The following is a 15,877-nucleotide window of genomic DNA, read 5'->3' on the forward strand; positions in this document are numbered from 1 at the left end:
TTTTTTTATTTCGGAATCAATCTTTAACCTAAAATTCCCTCCTTCTTTAAATAAAGAGCTACTTCCTTAATACTCGAAAAAGCTTCAATGTCAAAATGTTCTCTTGCTTTGGCTAATATTCTTCGGTTCGTAGTTTTTTGAAGCGTTTCTAAGCGAATTTTGAGCTCTTCACAGATTTCTTTTTGGGTGATATCAGGTTTTTGAGCTATCAATTCTAATATTTTTATCTCTTTAGTATTAAAGCTAAAGGGTTTATTTGTAGTGTCTAACAATACTTTTTGGTTTTGTTTCAATGCTTTATTTTCAGCATTAGTATTTAGTTGGGTTTCGTTACCCACTCTCAAATCCAGAGCATCAAGATCTTGGTATTCTTTTAACACTACATAATGGTTAAGGTATGAGGTAACTATGCCCGTTTTTTTGTCGATTTGGAATGGGTAAAGGGTTCTTTTGCACAAAAGATACTTTCCGTTTGCATGTAACAAAGGTATCTGTATAACTATCCTTTGTCCCATGAATTTTAAATTGAAAGCATCTGAATTCGCAGTTTCAAAGGCAGATTGTGCCGACATGTTTAGAGCGGTCAAATGCCTTGGATGGATAATTCGGAAATAATCAAAAAGGGTGAAACTGGCGTCAGCATAGCCCAGCCATTCGGCTAAACCGTAAGCATATTCTACTTTTCTTTCGGGCAAGTTTATAACAAAGAAAAACTGCTCGTATTTTGTAGTTTTCTTAAGGCTCTCAATTTCAGTCTTTTGTGTATTTTTATCAACTAAAAAATCATAAACAGCACCTTGAGGATACCTTTTTTCCAGTTCTAACAATGCGATTTGAAGAAAATTCTGTGGTAACATTTTATGATAATATTAAAGGGATTTGACGGACTCTCCGCCAAATTTATAAAATACTTCTCGATAAATTTACCAAATAATAAATTTTTGATTTTTTTATTTAATGGCAATTTGCGATTGTGTAGTATTGTAAAAACTTAGACCTTTCATATGAATAAACGCTACATAAATCCAAATTTTTTGGTTTTTCTTAAAGTTGCCTTTGTTTTTCTATGGGTTTCTTTGCCAACTACTGCTCAAAAATACCCTTATAAAGTATTCAACATTAAAGACGGACTTTCTGCAATGCAATGCCTTGGTGTATTTGAAGACAGTCGAGGATTTATATGGGTTACAACCAAAAATGGACTCAATCGATACGATGGGAAGTATTTTAAAAAGTATTTTGTTGAAGATGGCTTAGATGATAATTCACATTTTAGTCAAATAATCGAGCTGCCAAATGGAGAGATTTCGTTTGTAAACGGCAGATATTTGTTTTTTTTCGACAACAAAACTTTTACTAAGGTTAGGATTCCTGATGAGGTAAAGATATATGATCCTGCCGATAATTTATTTTTTGATTCAGACTCCAACCGAATCATTTTCATATCCAATGAGCCTGAAGATATTAAACCTCGATTAGTCGTGATGTATGATGTTTCTCAAAAGAAATTTTCAAAACAGAATTTCCCAGGAATAAACGGTGACTTAAGTTTTTCGCCAATTTTTTATGATAAAAAAGATAAAAGTTTTTATGGAATTAGTATTTCTTCTCGAAATATTAAAGAAGGTATATTTAAATTTCGAAATGGGAAGTATGAAAAAATTTATGATACATATTTAAGAGAAGGAGTATATATAAGTCAAACTTTTAAAAATCACATTCTTTTAAAGTTTAAAGATTTGGAGGGCGATTATATTGATTTATACAAAACGGTTAATGGGAGTTTTATTCCATTACTTAAAAGAAAAAAAACGAATATGGTAATTGAAGTACTTAATCCTATTAATGAGGATCAAGTTGTTTCAAATGGAAGTTCGGTTTATTACATAAAGAAAGGCTCCAAAAAGATAGAGTTAATCGCAAGTGAATTAGGTGCCTCCAGAGTAGGTCAATCTTCTTCTGACGGAAAAACAATTTGGATACCCACCGAAAAAGGACTTTTACAGTTTATTAATAACGGAATACGATATTTTGATGAAAAAGAGGCCGAATATATCTGGTCTGTAACGGAAGACGATAAAAATAATATTTGGATGTTACCCTTCGGAGGTGCAATAAAAATATTTGATGGCAATAAAATTTATTCTGAAAATCGACATTTAAAACTTTTTCCATTTATTAAATCAAACCAGACTGTTGCTAATTATAGAGAAGGTAGTTTATTCTATTTTTCTGCTTTCAAAGATATGCACGGAACTCTTTGGTTACCAAACACTTCATGCCAACTTCAATTTAAAAATGGATCATTTAAAAGGACAAATGAAAATGCTGCATATTTTAATTTTTACGACAAAGAGCACGATTATGTTTTTCAAGCTGGGAATCATGGGATTAATCTTTTTCCTTCTTTAAGGCCAAATGAAATATTTACACTTTATGGCAAAAAGGATTTAATACCTTATCAAAACTACATGTATATTTATAAAGACCGTAAAAAGCGGTATTGGCTTGGCGGTTGGGGAGGAATGAACCGTTTCGAGAGTTTTTCAGAAATTTTTAAGAAAAGATCAAAGGAGTATTCAATAGCTAAAAAGAATATTCCTTTTAAGGGTTTTATTACAATGTTTGAAGATGCTGATAGTATACTGTGGGCGGGAACAACTTCAGGATTATATTATTATGTTGAATCTGATGACAGCTGGAAACAAGTACTTCCAAATCAAATTAAAAAATTCGTAACACTAATAGGAGAAATATCAGAAGATAAGTTAATTATTGGCGTAGATGAAGGCCTAATGATTTTGGATAGGCATAAACTTAAAGCTGGTCAGGCTGCCTTAATAAAATTATATAATTATCACAATGGGTTTGATGGGCTTGAACCTGGTCAAAATGGACTTTTTAAGGATTCAAAAGGAAGGCTATGGATAACTTCTGGCTCTATATTATCATATCTAGAACCCGATAAATTAGATCTGGATAACAGTCAGCTAAAACCGTACATCGACAAAATAAATTATAAAAATGTTGCTTTTACAAATGATGTAAACCTTGCTTTTGAGGAAAATAACTTCCATGTTGAAGTAGGAGCGGTTGGGTTTAACAGACCCTTAGAGTCTCTTTATAGTTTTGCAATAGATGACAAGCCATGGAGCTCTTGGCAAAAATCTTCAGAGTATTTTGTGCCTGCTATGCCAAACGGTCAACATCAGATTAAAGTAAGGGCAAAAACGAATGGTATTTTAGACAACGAACTTATCCCTAAAGTACTAACTGTAAATATCCAAGCACCATTTTACAAATCACCGAATTTTTCTAAATATCTCGGAGTGGCGTGTTTATTCTTATTTTCATGGTTTTTATATTCGTTTGTAAGGTCTAGATACGAAAAACGAAAACTGGCAGAAAAAGAACGAACTATCAATTATCTACAAATCCAAACTTTGCAAGCACAGTTAAATCCACACTTCTTATTTAATGCATTAAGCTCGCTTCAACATTTGATCCTTAAAAAAGAGACTGTTTTGGCCAAGTCCAGCCTAACAAAATTAGCAACTTTAATGCGTAGCTATTTGGAATCAAGCGTGTCGGCCAATAATCCTAGAATCAGGAAAAACGAAATTAGTTTAAGGCATAAAATTGAGCTTTTGAATTCTTATTTGGATCTTGAGAGTATTCAGCATAATGACAAATTTTCCTATGTGATTGAGACCTCGCCTGATCTACCTTTAGACAGTATAAAATTGCCTCCTCTTATCATTCAACCATTTGTTGAGAACGCCATAAAGCATGGATTAGTGCACAAAGAAGGAAAAGGAAGTTTGGTAGTAAAATTTGAACAGATAGATGAGGTTTTGATATGTACCATTGATGATGATGGCATTGGCCGCAAAGCAGCCGCAGAAATAAAAAAACGATCTGAGCATTCTTACAAATCATATGGAACACATCTAGTACATGAGCGGGTAAAGCTTTTGAATGAAACGGATTATAAAATAGAAATACAAACAATAGATAAAGCGGAAGGTGGTACAAGGGTTATTATAAAAATTGCACAGAAATATGAAGATTAAAACGATAATTATAGAGGACAATCCCAAGATAAGGGAATCGTTGGAGATAATATTAAAATTAAATTTCGGAGATATAAACGTAATTGGTCAAGCGGATAATGTAGCAGAAGGCGAAGCTATTATCCGAAAACTCAAGCCTGATTTTGTGATTTTTGATATTGATATAATTAATGGCACTAGCTTCGATATTTTAACCAATTTAAAGGCCGAAGGAAAAGTTAATTTCAAATTTATTTTTCTGACTGCTCATAGCAACACCGAAAATACAATAAAGGCCATAAAATATTCGGCCAATGATTTTTTGGTAAAGCCCATTGACGCGGCAATGTTAAAAGAATCAATCTCAATCATTATAGAAAGTATAAAACAAAAGCAAGACCAAAACGAAAAGCTAGAGTTATTGCTTGAACTGCTCGACAATCCTAACAACATCAATCAAAGAATTGGTGTACAGTCATCCAAAGGACAGATTCAGAATGTGGTTTTAAATGAGGTGCTGTATCTTAAATCTGACGGTATTCTAACAATATTTAAATTTATAGATGGGTCTGAAATAAAAGGGTATAAAAACATTGGATATTATGCCGATAATCTTTGCCGAGATTATGAATTTATACAGATTCAGCAAGGTATAGTTGTTAACTTAAATTATTTGAAATCTTTCACACCCGCAACAAAAAAAGTGTACCTGAAAAATGGGATAGAATTAGAAGCCTCTCGGAGCGGTACAAAGGTCTTGAAAGAATATCTTTTGGATTATTCGCCCTCAAAATTAAAAATGGGTTTTATCAAAGATTTAATTCAAAAACTAAAAATTTAAGTAATTGTCAGTTTTGGAAAAGCTATAATTTTTTCAAGTTTTTAAAATTTATTATTATTTGAAGTAGAATTATCCATACAATAGTCTTGAGAAACAATGAAATTCCAAATATTATAAAAATCGACAGAATTTTATTTAGTGGTTGATGAACTCTCTATAATTGTTCAATTTTGGCCATTAAATCTCAAAAATATGAAAACAAATTTATCTGACTCTTTTAACATTACACATCTTGAGGCATCGGTCAATTACACTATCTTTCATTTCAAAGATGGCCACCGTGAAATACATGCCTATACGCTCAAAAAATTCGAAAATGAGTTTTCGAAATCAAAAGCCTTCTCCCGCATCCACCGCAGGTATTTAGTCAATCGAAAATTTATTGCATCTCATAATGAGTCGGAGGTGTTTCTTTCCTGCGGGAAGAAGCTGCCTTTGGCTAGGAGGAGGAGGGTGTGAAGGGAATGATCTTTGAATTCTCCTGGATTTCTTAATTAAATATATGTCTATGAAAAAAAATATTTTCCTATTTCTTATAATAATTTTCACAAAGACTTTTAGTCAGAATAAAATTGAATGTGGTTTTAATGACAAAATAACTAATTCTAAAAAGCTTAGAACTTCTTTTAAAACTTCAATTCTGCCTAACTCAAATTCTATTATTAGAATTCCAGTAGTTTTCCACGTGTACCATCATGGTGAAGGTATTGGTTCAGGGTTCAATATTTCAGAAGACACTTTAAAAAAGACCATACTTGATTTAAACTTGGCTTTCTCTGGTAAGGGCAAATACTCACAAACTATCGACACCAAAATAGAATTTTACTTATTAAAAGACAGTATAAATTGTTCAGAATCAGGTATTCCATCAAATGGAATTAAAAGGGCTGACCTTAATAATTTACCACCTTATTTAGTTCAAAACTATTTTCAAGTTGGTATAAATCCAGGCTCAAAACAGTTTTTTGATAAAGAAATCAATCGCTTAAGTCCCAATCCAGTTTCTATTAGATGTTTGAATATAAGACTAATACCCTACTTTAACGGTTTAGTTGGCAGTGTCTCACTTGGTGATTTAGAAGATGTAATGCTGTGTACTGGCTGCACTATTGGGTCAAACCTTATTGAAGTTTTCACTCATGAAATCGGACATGTACTCGGATTAAGTCATACCTTTTTTGGTTCTGATAATAATTGTACTGATGGAGATGGATTGTCTGATACGGATCCTCATAGAAAAGATGATATTTTTTTTCCAGATGATATCAATCTTTGTACGGGACAAAAAAAAGGAAAAGTCATCTACAACTTTATGAGCTATGGTTTTAAAGACCCAAATTTCACTCCCATGCAACGGGATAAAATGAGAGAGACTATCAATTTTAATTATCCTGAAATTTTAACACCTAACAATTTATATCATCCAAAACCAACTTATACGCTATCGGACACCAAAGGAAGTCCAATTACTGCATGTACATTTTCTAGCACTAATACTTCTAACAGCTACGACAATTCACTTATTTTTAATATTAATGACTTGTTTTTCAAAAATATATATGAAAAATCTGGTAGTTTTATTGACTATTCCTGTGCCTTAAAAACTGAGTTAAAAAAAGGAGAAATATACTCCTTCAATTTTGAAGATATCAATTCTTCGACTCTTTTATATTATCACTTATACATAGATTACAATGGAGATGGAGATTTTGAAGATATTTCTGAATCCGTTTTTAGTGGTCAAAAGAATCAAGGTTCTGCTTTTGGTTCTTTAACAATTCCTAGCACTGCAGTAAGTAATCAATGGCTTAGAGCACGTTTTGTAAGAAGTAGTGTCAGCAATTACAGTTCTTGCACCACTGCTGGTTATGGATCAGCTTTAGACTTTAGCGTTAAATTAATAACAGGATGTTCGCAGCCGGCCTCACCAACAGTTCTAAATCAACAAATAAATTACGGTCAATCTACGACACTAGTTGCTACTAATTGTACGGGAACAATTAAATGGTTTTCAGGAGGTGAGTTTATTTCAAGCGGAAGTACTCTCTTTACTGGAAACCTATTTGCAACAAAAAACTATCAAGCTTCTTGTACAATAAACAATTGCTCAAGTTTACCAAGTGCAGTAAGCGTTAAGGTTTTGCAAAATATGAATATTGGGAGTTTGTCTTCAATTGGCTACTGTGCGAATAGTAGCGTAACTATTCCCTTTACTAGTTCAATACCAATTTCAAGCTTCTTAAGTGTGAGTTTGAAAAAAGGTGGAGTTTTGATTAAAAATAAACTCGTTAAAAATTCTGGTTCAATATCATTTGAAATACCAAAAAGCTACACTACTTATACTGGTGGGCCTTTGGTTAATTTAAATTTTGGGAATGATTACAGTATCGAAATAGAATATATTGACACCTATACGAATGAAGTTTTCAAAGTCATTTCTAGCCCAATTATGATAGGGGCAATTGAAAACAGCTCTCACGGTGTAGTTAAAAATAAAAATGAATATTTTGATGTAAACAACCCTAAAAGTACGTACACACAATTATGTCAGGGTAAAAGCAAATATATATATGCCCAAGTACTTGCTCTTGATAACAGCAATTTCACCACAGAAGGTTTAACTTTTACTTGGAAAAAAGACGGGTCCACTTTTTTAACAACCCAAGCTGACAGTATTCTAGTAAATCAAGCGGGAAAATATACTTTTGAAGTTCAACAAGGCTCATGTATTACCAGTTCAAGTAATAGCAGACCAATGAATGTTCAGTCAGTTACTGCACTTTTAAATAGTGTGAATACCATAGGTCAGGATTTTGGTTGTAATGGCGGAGAAAAATTAATTTATTCTGAATATCAAAGTACAACAGCAAGTTATCAATGGCAGCAGAATGGAACAAATATTCCTAACGCCACAAATAAAGTATTAAAGGCGAATAGTAGCGGAAACTATGGAGTTATTGTAAGTGACCAAGGTTGTACAATTATAACGGGGAACGCTAAAGCAGTTAGCTTTACTACTGGTTCTCCAACAAAAATTCAATCTATTAATGGTGATACTACACTTTGTAAATATACAAATCCATATTTAAATTTAACATCTAGTAATGTAATCAGGCTTGAAGATGTATATGGTGGTGGTTTAACTGTCCCTCAATTGTACTCCTTTCAATGGCAATTAAACGGCCAAGATATTTCAAAAACGGTTAAAAATTACATTGATATCAGTTATAGAGATAGCCTTAATACCGGCCTTGGCATCTATAGATTAAAAAAGCAATTTGGTGACTGTGTTTCCTATAGCAATGAAATAACGATATCAGAAAGCAATATAAATCCTAAGCCAAAGATTTTATACGGTGAGACATTGAATGCCTGCTCTGGTCCAATAAATATTCAAGGTCCCTTCCAAGCTCTAAATTATCTCTATAAAAATGGGCAATCAACGGGTAATGCAGGTTACTTTTTCTACTTAAATGAAAGCGGAGAATATAAAATAAAAAATGGAGACGGTACTTGCCAAAATGAATCTGATCCAATTCAGGTTACCATTGGAAACACGATAAACCCAAAAATAAAATATGTAGATAATAAGAAGAAAAATCTATGTGGCACTCAGGATAACGTTCCTTTAATGTTTGACTTTTCTGGAAACTCATTTGCATATTCCTATCAATGGTTTAAGAATGGTAGTTTAATTCCTGGCCAAACCTCATATACAATTTATGTTTCAACTGCAGGAACTTATAAACTACAAGTGAGTAGCGGATCTTGCACTAATTTTTCAAATGAAATCATTATTGGAAATAATAATAATGACATGATTTTAAGTACACTTGATCCAAATTTGGAATGTTCTGGCAGGGTTAGCTTATTAGAATTTAAAGGTTTGTTAAATATAAACCCTAATCTATTAACTTGGAAAAAGAACGGTACTACCTTACCTCCACACCAATCCGTCAATTTTTATACAAATGAACCAGGGTTGTACTCAGTTGGATATAATAACAATTTTGGTTGCGTAGGCGAGACGAATACAGTGGAAATAGAAATTGGATCCCCACCTTCTGGATTTAGTTTGGATCCTGTAGGAAATATACCATCTGGACAAAGTGCCACTTTGACGGTAAACAATTGCCTAGGGAAAGTCAATTGGTATGATACAGATATTGGAGGTAATTTACTGTATACAGGAAAGGACTTCACAACTCCTGTACTTACTCAAAACTCCACATATTGGATTAGTTGCAGTAAAGATTTTTGCGAAAGCAGCCGGGTTGAGGTTAATATATCAATTGTCCAATGTGCACAGCATATTATTCATAACTCATCCATTTTATCACAAGAATATTTAGCTGCTCAATCCATTATAAGTTCTATAAACGTACCAACAGGTGTGAAATATTCAGCTGGTAATAATATTTTATTATCTCCTGGTTTTTCTGCAGGGAGTAATGAAGTTTTTGAGGCTGTGATTGGTGGATGTCAAAACTAATTAAGATTATGAAAAAAAATTTATTGCTACTTTTTTTTATTTTTCAAATTTCTGCTATTTGTCAAGACACTTTAAAATTTGAACAGCCCTATGGTACTATAAGTTGGAATGAAAATAGCTTAAGTTGTTCTTTTCAAACAGGGTTTGATCAAATTCGAACCTCTAACCCTTATTTGGGTTCAGGGCATGCCAAAACTTCTTCAAATCAACCTTCTTTTCTGACATTTGATACACCTATTAATGTTACTGGTCTTTGGATTTATATGAATGGATTTCCAACTGGATTTTCATATATGTATGGATATGATGAAAACGATAATGTTTTATTTTCCCAAGAATTAAATGCTTCTAATTTCATGTTTAATTATGCTTTCCAGCCTCTTAACTGGATGGGTATCAAGAAGATAAAATTTAATATTCCACCAGAGCTAATGCCTGGGCCAGATCCAATGTTTCCTGAAATGGAATTTCCTGTTGATGTATATTATGATGAAATTATTTACGAGCTTTCAAACTCAACTAATATCTGCTTATCGCCTTCAGAAAGTCAAATGGACTTTATTCGAAACGATTCAATCTTCCCTGTTTGGCGAGGTTCAATAGGTGAAAAATATATTTTTCGGTTCAAGCCAATATCTTCCACTATTTGGGCTTATTCGGACACTTTATTGGCAGTATCTAATGATTTAATAAAAGGGAGTATCACAAATTATACAAATAATACCTGGTATCATTGGCAAGTAAAGAGTATCTGTACCAATGGTATTGAAAGTAATTATTCTTCATTGATGAGTTTTAAAACAGAATGTGATCCTGTGTTATATGCTTTAAACCATACGGCCACAGAATCAACTATAAATGTTTATTGGACTTCACAGGGCAGTTATGAACGGTATAATTTAAAATATAGAATATACGGAACTGATGATTGGACAGAAGTTTTTCAAATAGATACCTCAAATTACAATTTAACAGGATTACCTTCTGCTACACGTTATGAAATCCAAGTTCAAAACCATTGTTTTGGTGGGATTTCAGCTTATACAAATACAAGTACTTATTTTGGAACTATTTGTGAAGATTCGGAATCAACAATAGATACTACTGTAATAAATTCATATTATGCACCAAATGGTCAGATTCTTAATACAAGTGGTAGCTATATAATTACTATTCCTAATTCAACAAATTGCGATAGTGTAATTACTATAAATTTAACAATTCAAAGTTATGATGTTCTAACTTTTGACCAAACAGTAGGTACTACCGTTTGGACTGAAAATGGAATCACATGGGAATACCAAAATGGTGGAAGTCAGATATGGACCAATGACCCCAGGTCAGGAATTGCTGGAGGTAATTCATCCACAAATACAACATCTTATTTGGTTGCCAGTCAATATTTTGAACCTCATGGTATTTGGCTAAGGCTTTTAGATTTTCCAGATGGAAATGCTTATATCCAGGGTTTAGATGAAAATAGCAATGTGCTATATTCAACATTTATAGATCCTGCTGTTTATTTTGGTAATTATCAATACCTTCCGCTTGAATGGGGCCCTGTGAAAAAGATTAAATTTTTATTGCCAAACAGTATTGAAAGTATGGAGGATCCTGACCCTATGATGCCCCCTTATATTTTTCCTGTTAATGTTCATTATGACGATTTGGAATATTTGCCATCAAATGAAAATGTTTGTGCGGCACCTGACAATAGAGAAGTTGAATATAGTAATTCTTATTCTGCAAAATTAAAATGGCAAGGTTTACTATCAAATTCATATTTGGTAAGATATACTCCTGATGGAATAAATTGGTTTTATTCAGATACATTGCATGCTGTTAATGAATTAATTATCGATGATTTGGAAACAAATGGTAATTATTACTGGCAGGTAAAAGCAATATGTTCATCAAATTTTAGTGAATTTGTGGCAGGCCCTAACTTCTTTACAAATTGTCAGCAAAGTCAATTTGTTTATCCTCCTATTTCAAATCTAACTGATTCATCAGCAATAGTCTCATGGATTGAACCAGATACTAGTTATTTCTATAACTTTAGATATAGGATTGATAATGAAGTTAATTGGAATCTAATTTCGAATATTTCCACTGACACAGTTTCTTTATATAATTTAAGTCCGGGGAAACATTATGAAATACAACTTCAAACCAATTGCTTAAATACAACTTCTGATTTTACAGGAAGCAATGCATTTGATACCCCTTGTTCGCCAGTCTCTGTTATACTTGACACAACAGTTGTCGATCATTATGTTGCTCCAGATGGAGGCTATTTCAATCAAACGGGTACTTTTAGTTTTACAATTTATGGCACAAATGGATGTAATTCTCTATATACACTTCACCTTACAGTTATACCGGTTCCCAACCCGATTATTACTTACGATAAAGAACATTATTGTAATTTAGAAATCCCAATAGTTAGTGTTAATTGTAGTGGTAATACTGTGGAATGGTTTATTCAAGATATAGGTCCTGTTTTTGTTGATAATGACACACTAAAGGTCATATCAGTCAATGAGAGTTATTTAGTAAGGTGTGCTTCAGGATCGATATATACGGCGTATCAGAATGTGAGTTTTAATGATACTCCGAGAAGTTTTGTTTCTTCGCCTAATTTATATTTCAACTCCAATGAAATCCAAGGTGGTGTTCCTTCCTATAATCACTGCAAAGGGGCGGAAGATTTATATATAGGTGCTATTTGTGTACCTGGATCTGTTTTGGGTTGGACAGATGGTACAAGTCCTATTTTAAATCAAAATTTCAGGCCTGACTCTATAGAAGTATATTCATTTTATTGTGAAGTAAATGGATGTAATAGCGATACTACTAATGTTACTTGGTCATTTAAAGAGCCTCAATATGCCAATGAGAAACCACCACTTTTTCAAAGCGAAAACTATTCATGCTATTCTGGAGGATTTATTTCAGCTTCTGGTTGTAGTTCCAATAATTATTTCGGACATTACTATGATTTAGAAGGCAACATAAACTATATCCAGTGGCAAGGTAGTCAAGAGCAATTTATAAATTTAGACACAAGTAAATACGTTTATGTAAGCTGTATTGATCCAGTTTGTTCAAATACATTTTCATACGATTCTATATTTTATGATATGTCTAATCCTCCCATTCTGTCACCACCTGAAATACCTGATAACGATTTGTTGTATTGTCAAAAAGGAGGATTTCTAAGCGTATTATCAAATGCATGTTCAAATGGCACTTTAAGTTGGCTGAAATATAATAGCTCATCTAACATAGAAGAAGAATTTTTATTGGATGCAAATGCAGAATTCTATGAAGGCGACACACTTAAATTAACTTGTATAGAAGGGTTGTGCATTTCTGAACCGATATTTCATGTTGTCGACTATTCGTTACATATAACCCCTGAAATAGAATCCAACAATGCGAATTATTGTATAGGCACAAAACTGAAACTATTTTCTCCGAATTGTCCATCTCCTCAATTTACTTCCCATTGGCGAGTTCATACAGATGGTAATCTTAATTACGGGTCGAATTATTATTCTGATACAATTGAAGTTGAACTCACAAATATTGTAAAAGTAAGTTTGTATTGTCATGTAAATTCAATTACAAATGCTAATTGCTACACTGATACTTCTGTATTTGTCCCCCAATTCGCCAATAACACTCTGATCGCAAACATCCAAACCTCAAAAGACACCCTTTGCCATGGGGAAAGCTTTGATGTAACTTTTGATTTATCTGAGACTTTTCCTAATGGAAATATATTTACAGTACAGTTGTCTGATAAGTTTGGAAGTTTTGAGAATGCAGTTGATTTAGGAAGCAGCATCTCTTCAAATCAAACTAGTATTTCCGTAGCACTACCAACTATTATATTAGCAGGAGATCAATATAGAATTCGAGTTGTCCCAAGTCTTACCAATCTTGGGCCGGGGGAATTTTTATGCTATCAAAAGGTGTTTCCAATTACAGTTTTAGGTAGGGGTGCCGCCAGAATTTTCAATAATAATGGATTCAATTGTGAGGGATCCCAGCTTAATTTTTCTGCTTCTTCGCCTTATTTCAATACTTATATATTTGACAGAAATATCAAATTTTTTAAAAATGGTGCGGATGTCACTGAATCATCAAAGACAAAGCAAAAGGATAAATACCTGATTACATTCGCCCAAAATACAGATCAAGGTTTTTACCATGTCGAAATGGAATACAATGGTTGTTTATTATCCTCAGATAGTTTAAATATTGCTTTTTTAATAGAAAATAGAGCCCCTTCTTTTTCTGATACAACAGTTAGTATTCAAAGGGGAAATACACTTAATTTAAATGCAAACTGTATTGGTAGTTTAGTTATATCACCTTCACCATTTGCGTTTTATGCTCCATATCCAAGTTTAGTGCCCTATAATTTTAAAAATTATGCGGATACGACTTTCTACCTGGCTTGTAACACATCTGGATGCATTAGCGATTATCGAGAAGTAGTCATATTAGTTACAGATCCTTTTAATGCCCCACTTCCTCCTATTCTAACTTTAAATGAGGACAGTGTTTGTACTGCCAATATTTATTCTAATCCTCAAATTGTAACTGCAACAGGATGTACGGGTACAATAGAATGGTACCTGGATGCTAGTCTCAATTATCCATTTGAAACAGATACTTATGAGCCATATCAATTAACAGTTCCTTATGGGAATACAGTTTATGCAAAATGTTCTGAAAGTGGAATTGTAGCCAAAGGGATTAGTAAAATTGATTTGCACCAAGTAGATAATTTTAGTTACCATTTACCTAAAATATCTCCTGCAAACTATATTAATTATCCTGAAGAATATACGTTAAAAGTTGGTCAAAACACACCTGTTCATTTAGAGGTAGAAGAATACACTCAAGATTATGGTATTTACAATATGATTAAGTATTGCAGCAACGGAATTATTAAGTGGTTTGATAGTGAGAATAATTTTTTACAAACGGGTAACAGCTTTGACACTCTTAGCAGTTCATCTGATATAAAATTATTTTTAGTTTGTGAAAGAGCCGGTAAATGTGAAGATAAAAGAAGACCAATTAATATATCCGTAACAGATACCTTATTAATCACTCCAGCAAATGATGAATATTACATTTGTGGAGGTGGTTCTGTCATTTTAAAAGCAAATTCTTGTATTTCTTCCAATGTAAAATGGTTCGCGGATTCATTAGGGAATTCATTGCTATATACTGGAGATTCTTTTAGTACTGGTACTTATAATAATACAGGAACCACAAACACTATTGTCACTTTTTATGTGGCTTGTAATAATGGTGTAACTCAAACAACATTGAAACAAGTAAAAGTCATTGTTAGTCCAATGCCCCAATTTCCTTCAATTCAGGATACAATTGTAGCATGTAATACTCCAGTTGTATTAACTCCAATTGTAGATAATTGTTTATCTATAGAAGAGCCTATTTGGTATATTAGTCAGGGAATAGAAACCATTTTGTCTGATGAATTATTTAGAAATACTGGTCAAGGAAATATCATAAATTACGATTATAGAAATCAAAGTAGAAGCTATAAGGTCACGTGCAAGAATAAATCAAGTACTTGTGAGTCAGCTAAGAAACACTTCACCGTCTCTTTTGATTGTAGTCCACCTCCACCACCAATTATAGAAATTGGCAACCAAATTACAGTTAGTGCTACTGATAAAAATAATGGGACTTCGACTGTAAAAGGAATCTCTGCAGCAAATGAGTTTTGTGTTGGCGAACAAGTTCTTCTCATGGCATTAAATTGTGAAAACGGTACAATTTTTTGGAGCGATGGTTTTGTAGGATCTCCAAGGAATTACAAAGTAAAAGAAGGGTACATAAATTTAGTGGCTAACTGTAAAACTGATAATTATCTAAAAAGTGCCTCTTCAAACAGCTTGGAATTTCAGTCAAAGCCAACACCTTCCTTTGCTTTGGTTGATACAGTATATAGTACTTCTCTGGTTAATTTATCTGCGGATTCGGTATTGTCAAATTTGGTACTTCCATTAGGTTCAACTATGGCTTATTTTTCAGATGCAGAATTTTTAAGTGCTGTTCCTAATCCTGCAAATATTGATGTTAGTGGTACTTATTTTATTAAAGCAACAGCTCCAAATGCATGCAGCTTCTCAGACGATGTGGTTGTAATTATAGACAAGTGCGGGAGAGTGATAGGTTATTATTCTCCAACAGATGATGTCTTTAGTGGTAATGTTGATGCTAAGACAAGGAAACAAATAACAGCAGAGAATAAAATCAGGAACACTGCACGGGCCAGTTTCAGGTCAGAGTCAAACATTCTACTTCGACCTGGATTTGAAGCTAAACCAAATAGCGGAGGAGTTTTTAAAGCAGAAATAGGGGGCTGTGATTATTGAAAAATAACAGTTTCAATACCCCACAAATTTATTATTCGGTAACCGCTAAAGGTCAATAAGGTAG

6 protein-coding genes are annotated in these 15,877 nt (G+C 33.1%); 5 read left to right on the plus strand and 1 reads right to left on the minus strand.

The features are described 5' to 3' along the window. Nucleotides 1–23: 23 nt before the first annotated feature. The gene (locus tag EGI22_RS20455; RefSeq protein ID WP_255070315.1) at nt 24–857 is read right to left on the minus strand and encodes a winged helix-turn-helix domain-containing protein; all 834 of its coding nucleotides are present in this window, start codon (nt 855–857) and stop codon (nt 24–26) included. A gap of 147 nt (nt 858–1,004) precedes the next feature. Between EGI22_RS20455 and EGI22_RS20460 the strand changes: the two genes are divergently transcribed. The 5 genes from EGI22_RS20460 to EGI22_RS20475 all read left to right on the plus strand — a co-directional run bounded on the left by EGI22_RS20460 (nt 1,005) and on the right by EGI22_RS20475 (nt 15,813). Beyond that, nucleotides 1,005–4,073 carry a histidine kinase gene (locus EGI22_RS20460; RefSeq protein ID WP_255070316.1) on the plus strand — a complete coding sequence of 1,023 codons (3,069 nt, stop codon included), beginning with the start codon at nt 1,005–1,007 and terminating at the stop codon, nt 4,071–4,073. Continuing rightward, the gene (locus EGI22_RS20465) at nt 4,063–4,893 is read left to right on the plus strand and encodes a LytTR family DNA-binding domain-containing protein (protein ID WP_255070317.1); all 831 of its coding nucleotides are present in this window, start codon (nt 4,063–4,065) and stop codon (nt 4,891–4,893) included. The genes EGI22_RS20460 and EGI22_RS20465 overlap by 11 nt, the downstream gene beginning before the upstream one ends. Nucleotides 4,894–5,085: 192 nt before the next feature. After that, on the plus strand, nt 5,086–5,352 hold the full coding sequence (locus EGI22_RS24190; protein WP_369010886.1) for a LytTR family transcriptional regulator DNA-binding domain-containing protein: 267 nt from the start codon (nt 5,086–5,088) through the stop codon (nt 5,350–5,352). Between the two features lie 49 nt (nt 5,353–5,401). Further along, nucleotides 5,402–9,385 carry a GEVED domain-containing protein gene (locus EGI22_RS20470; RefSeq protein WP_255070318.1) on the plus strand — a complete coding sequence of 1,328 codons (3,984 nt, stop codon included), beginning with the start codon at nt 5,402–5,404 and terminating at the stop codon, nt 9,383–9,385. Between the two features lie 8 nt (nt 9,386–9,393). Beyond that, nucleotides 9,394–15,813: a 3-coathanger stack domain-containing protein gene (locus EGI22_RS20475; protein WP_255070319.1), complete on the plus strand. Its 6,420-nt coding sequence runs from the start codon at nt 9,394–9,396 to the stop codon at nt 15,811–15,813. The last annotated feature ends 64 nt before the right edge of the window (nt 15,814–15,877 follow it).

Source organism: Lacihabitans sp. LS3-19 (assembly GCF_024343575.1).
In the GTDB taxonomy this organism is placed as follows: Bacteria; Bacteroidota; Bacteroidia; order Cytophagales; family Spirosomataceae; genus Leadbetterella.

What these genes read in the sequence shown, in the direction of transcription:
- EGI22_RS20475 (WP_255070319.1), top strand. Translation starts at nt 9,394, where the DNA reads ATGAAAAAAAATTTATTGCTACTTTTTTTTATTTTTCAAATTTCTGCT.
- EGI22_RS20470 (WP_255070318.1), top strand. Translation starts at nt 5,402, where the DNA reads ATGAAAAAAAATATTTTCCTATTTCTTATAATAATTTTCACAAAGACT.
- EGI22_RS20455 (WP_255070315.1), bottom strand. Translation starts at nt 857, where the DNA reads ATGTTACCACAGAATTTTCTTCAAATCGCATTGTTAGAACTGGAAAAA.
- EGI22_RS24190 (WP_369010886.1), top strand. Translation starts at nt 5,086, where the DNA reads ATGAAAACAAATTTATCTGACTCTTTTAACATTACACATCTTGAGGCA.
- EGI22_RS20460 (WP_255070316.1), top strand. Translation starts at nt 1,005, where the DNA reads ATGAATAAACGCTACATAAATCCAAATTTTTTGGTTTTTCTTAAAGTT.
- EGI22_RS20465 (WP_255070317.1), top strand. Translation starts at nt 4,063, where the DNA reads ATGAAGATTAAAACGATAATTATAGAGGACAATCCCAAGATAAGGGAA.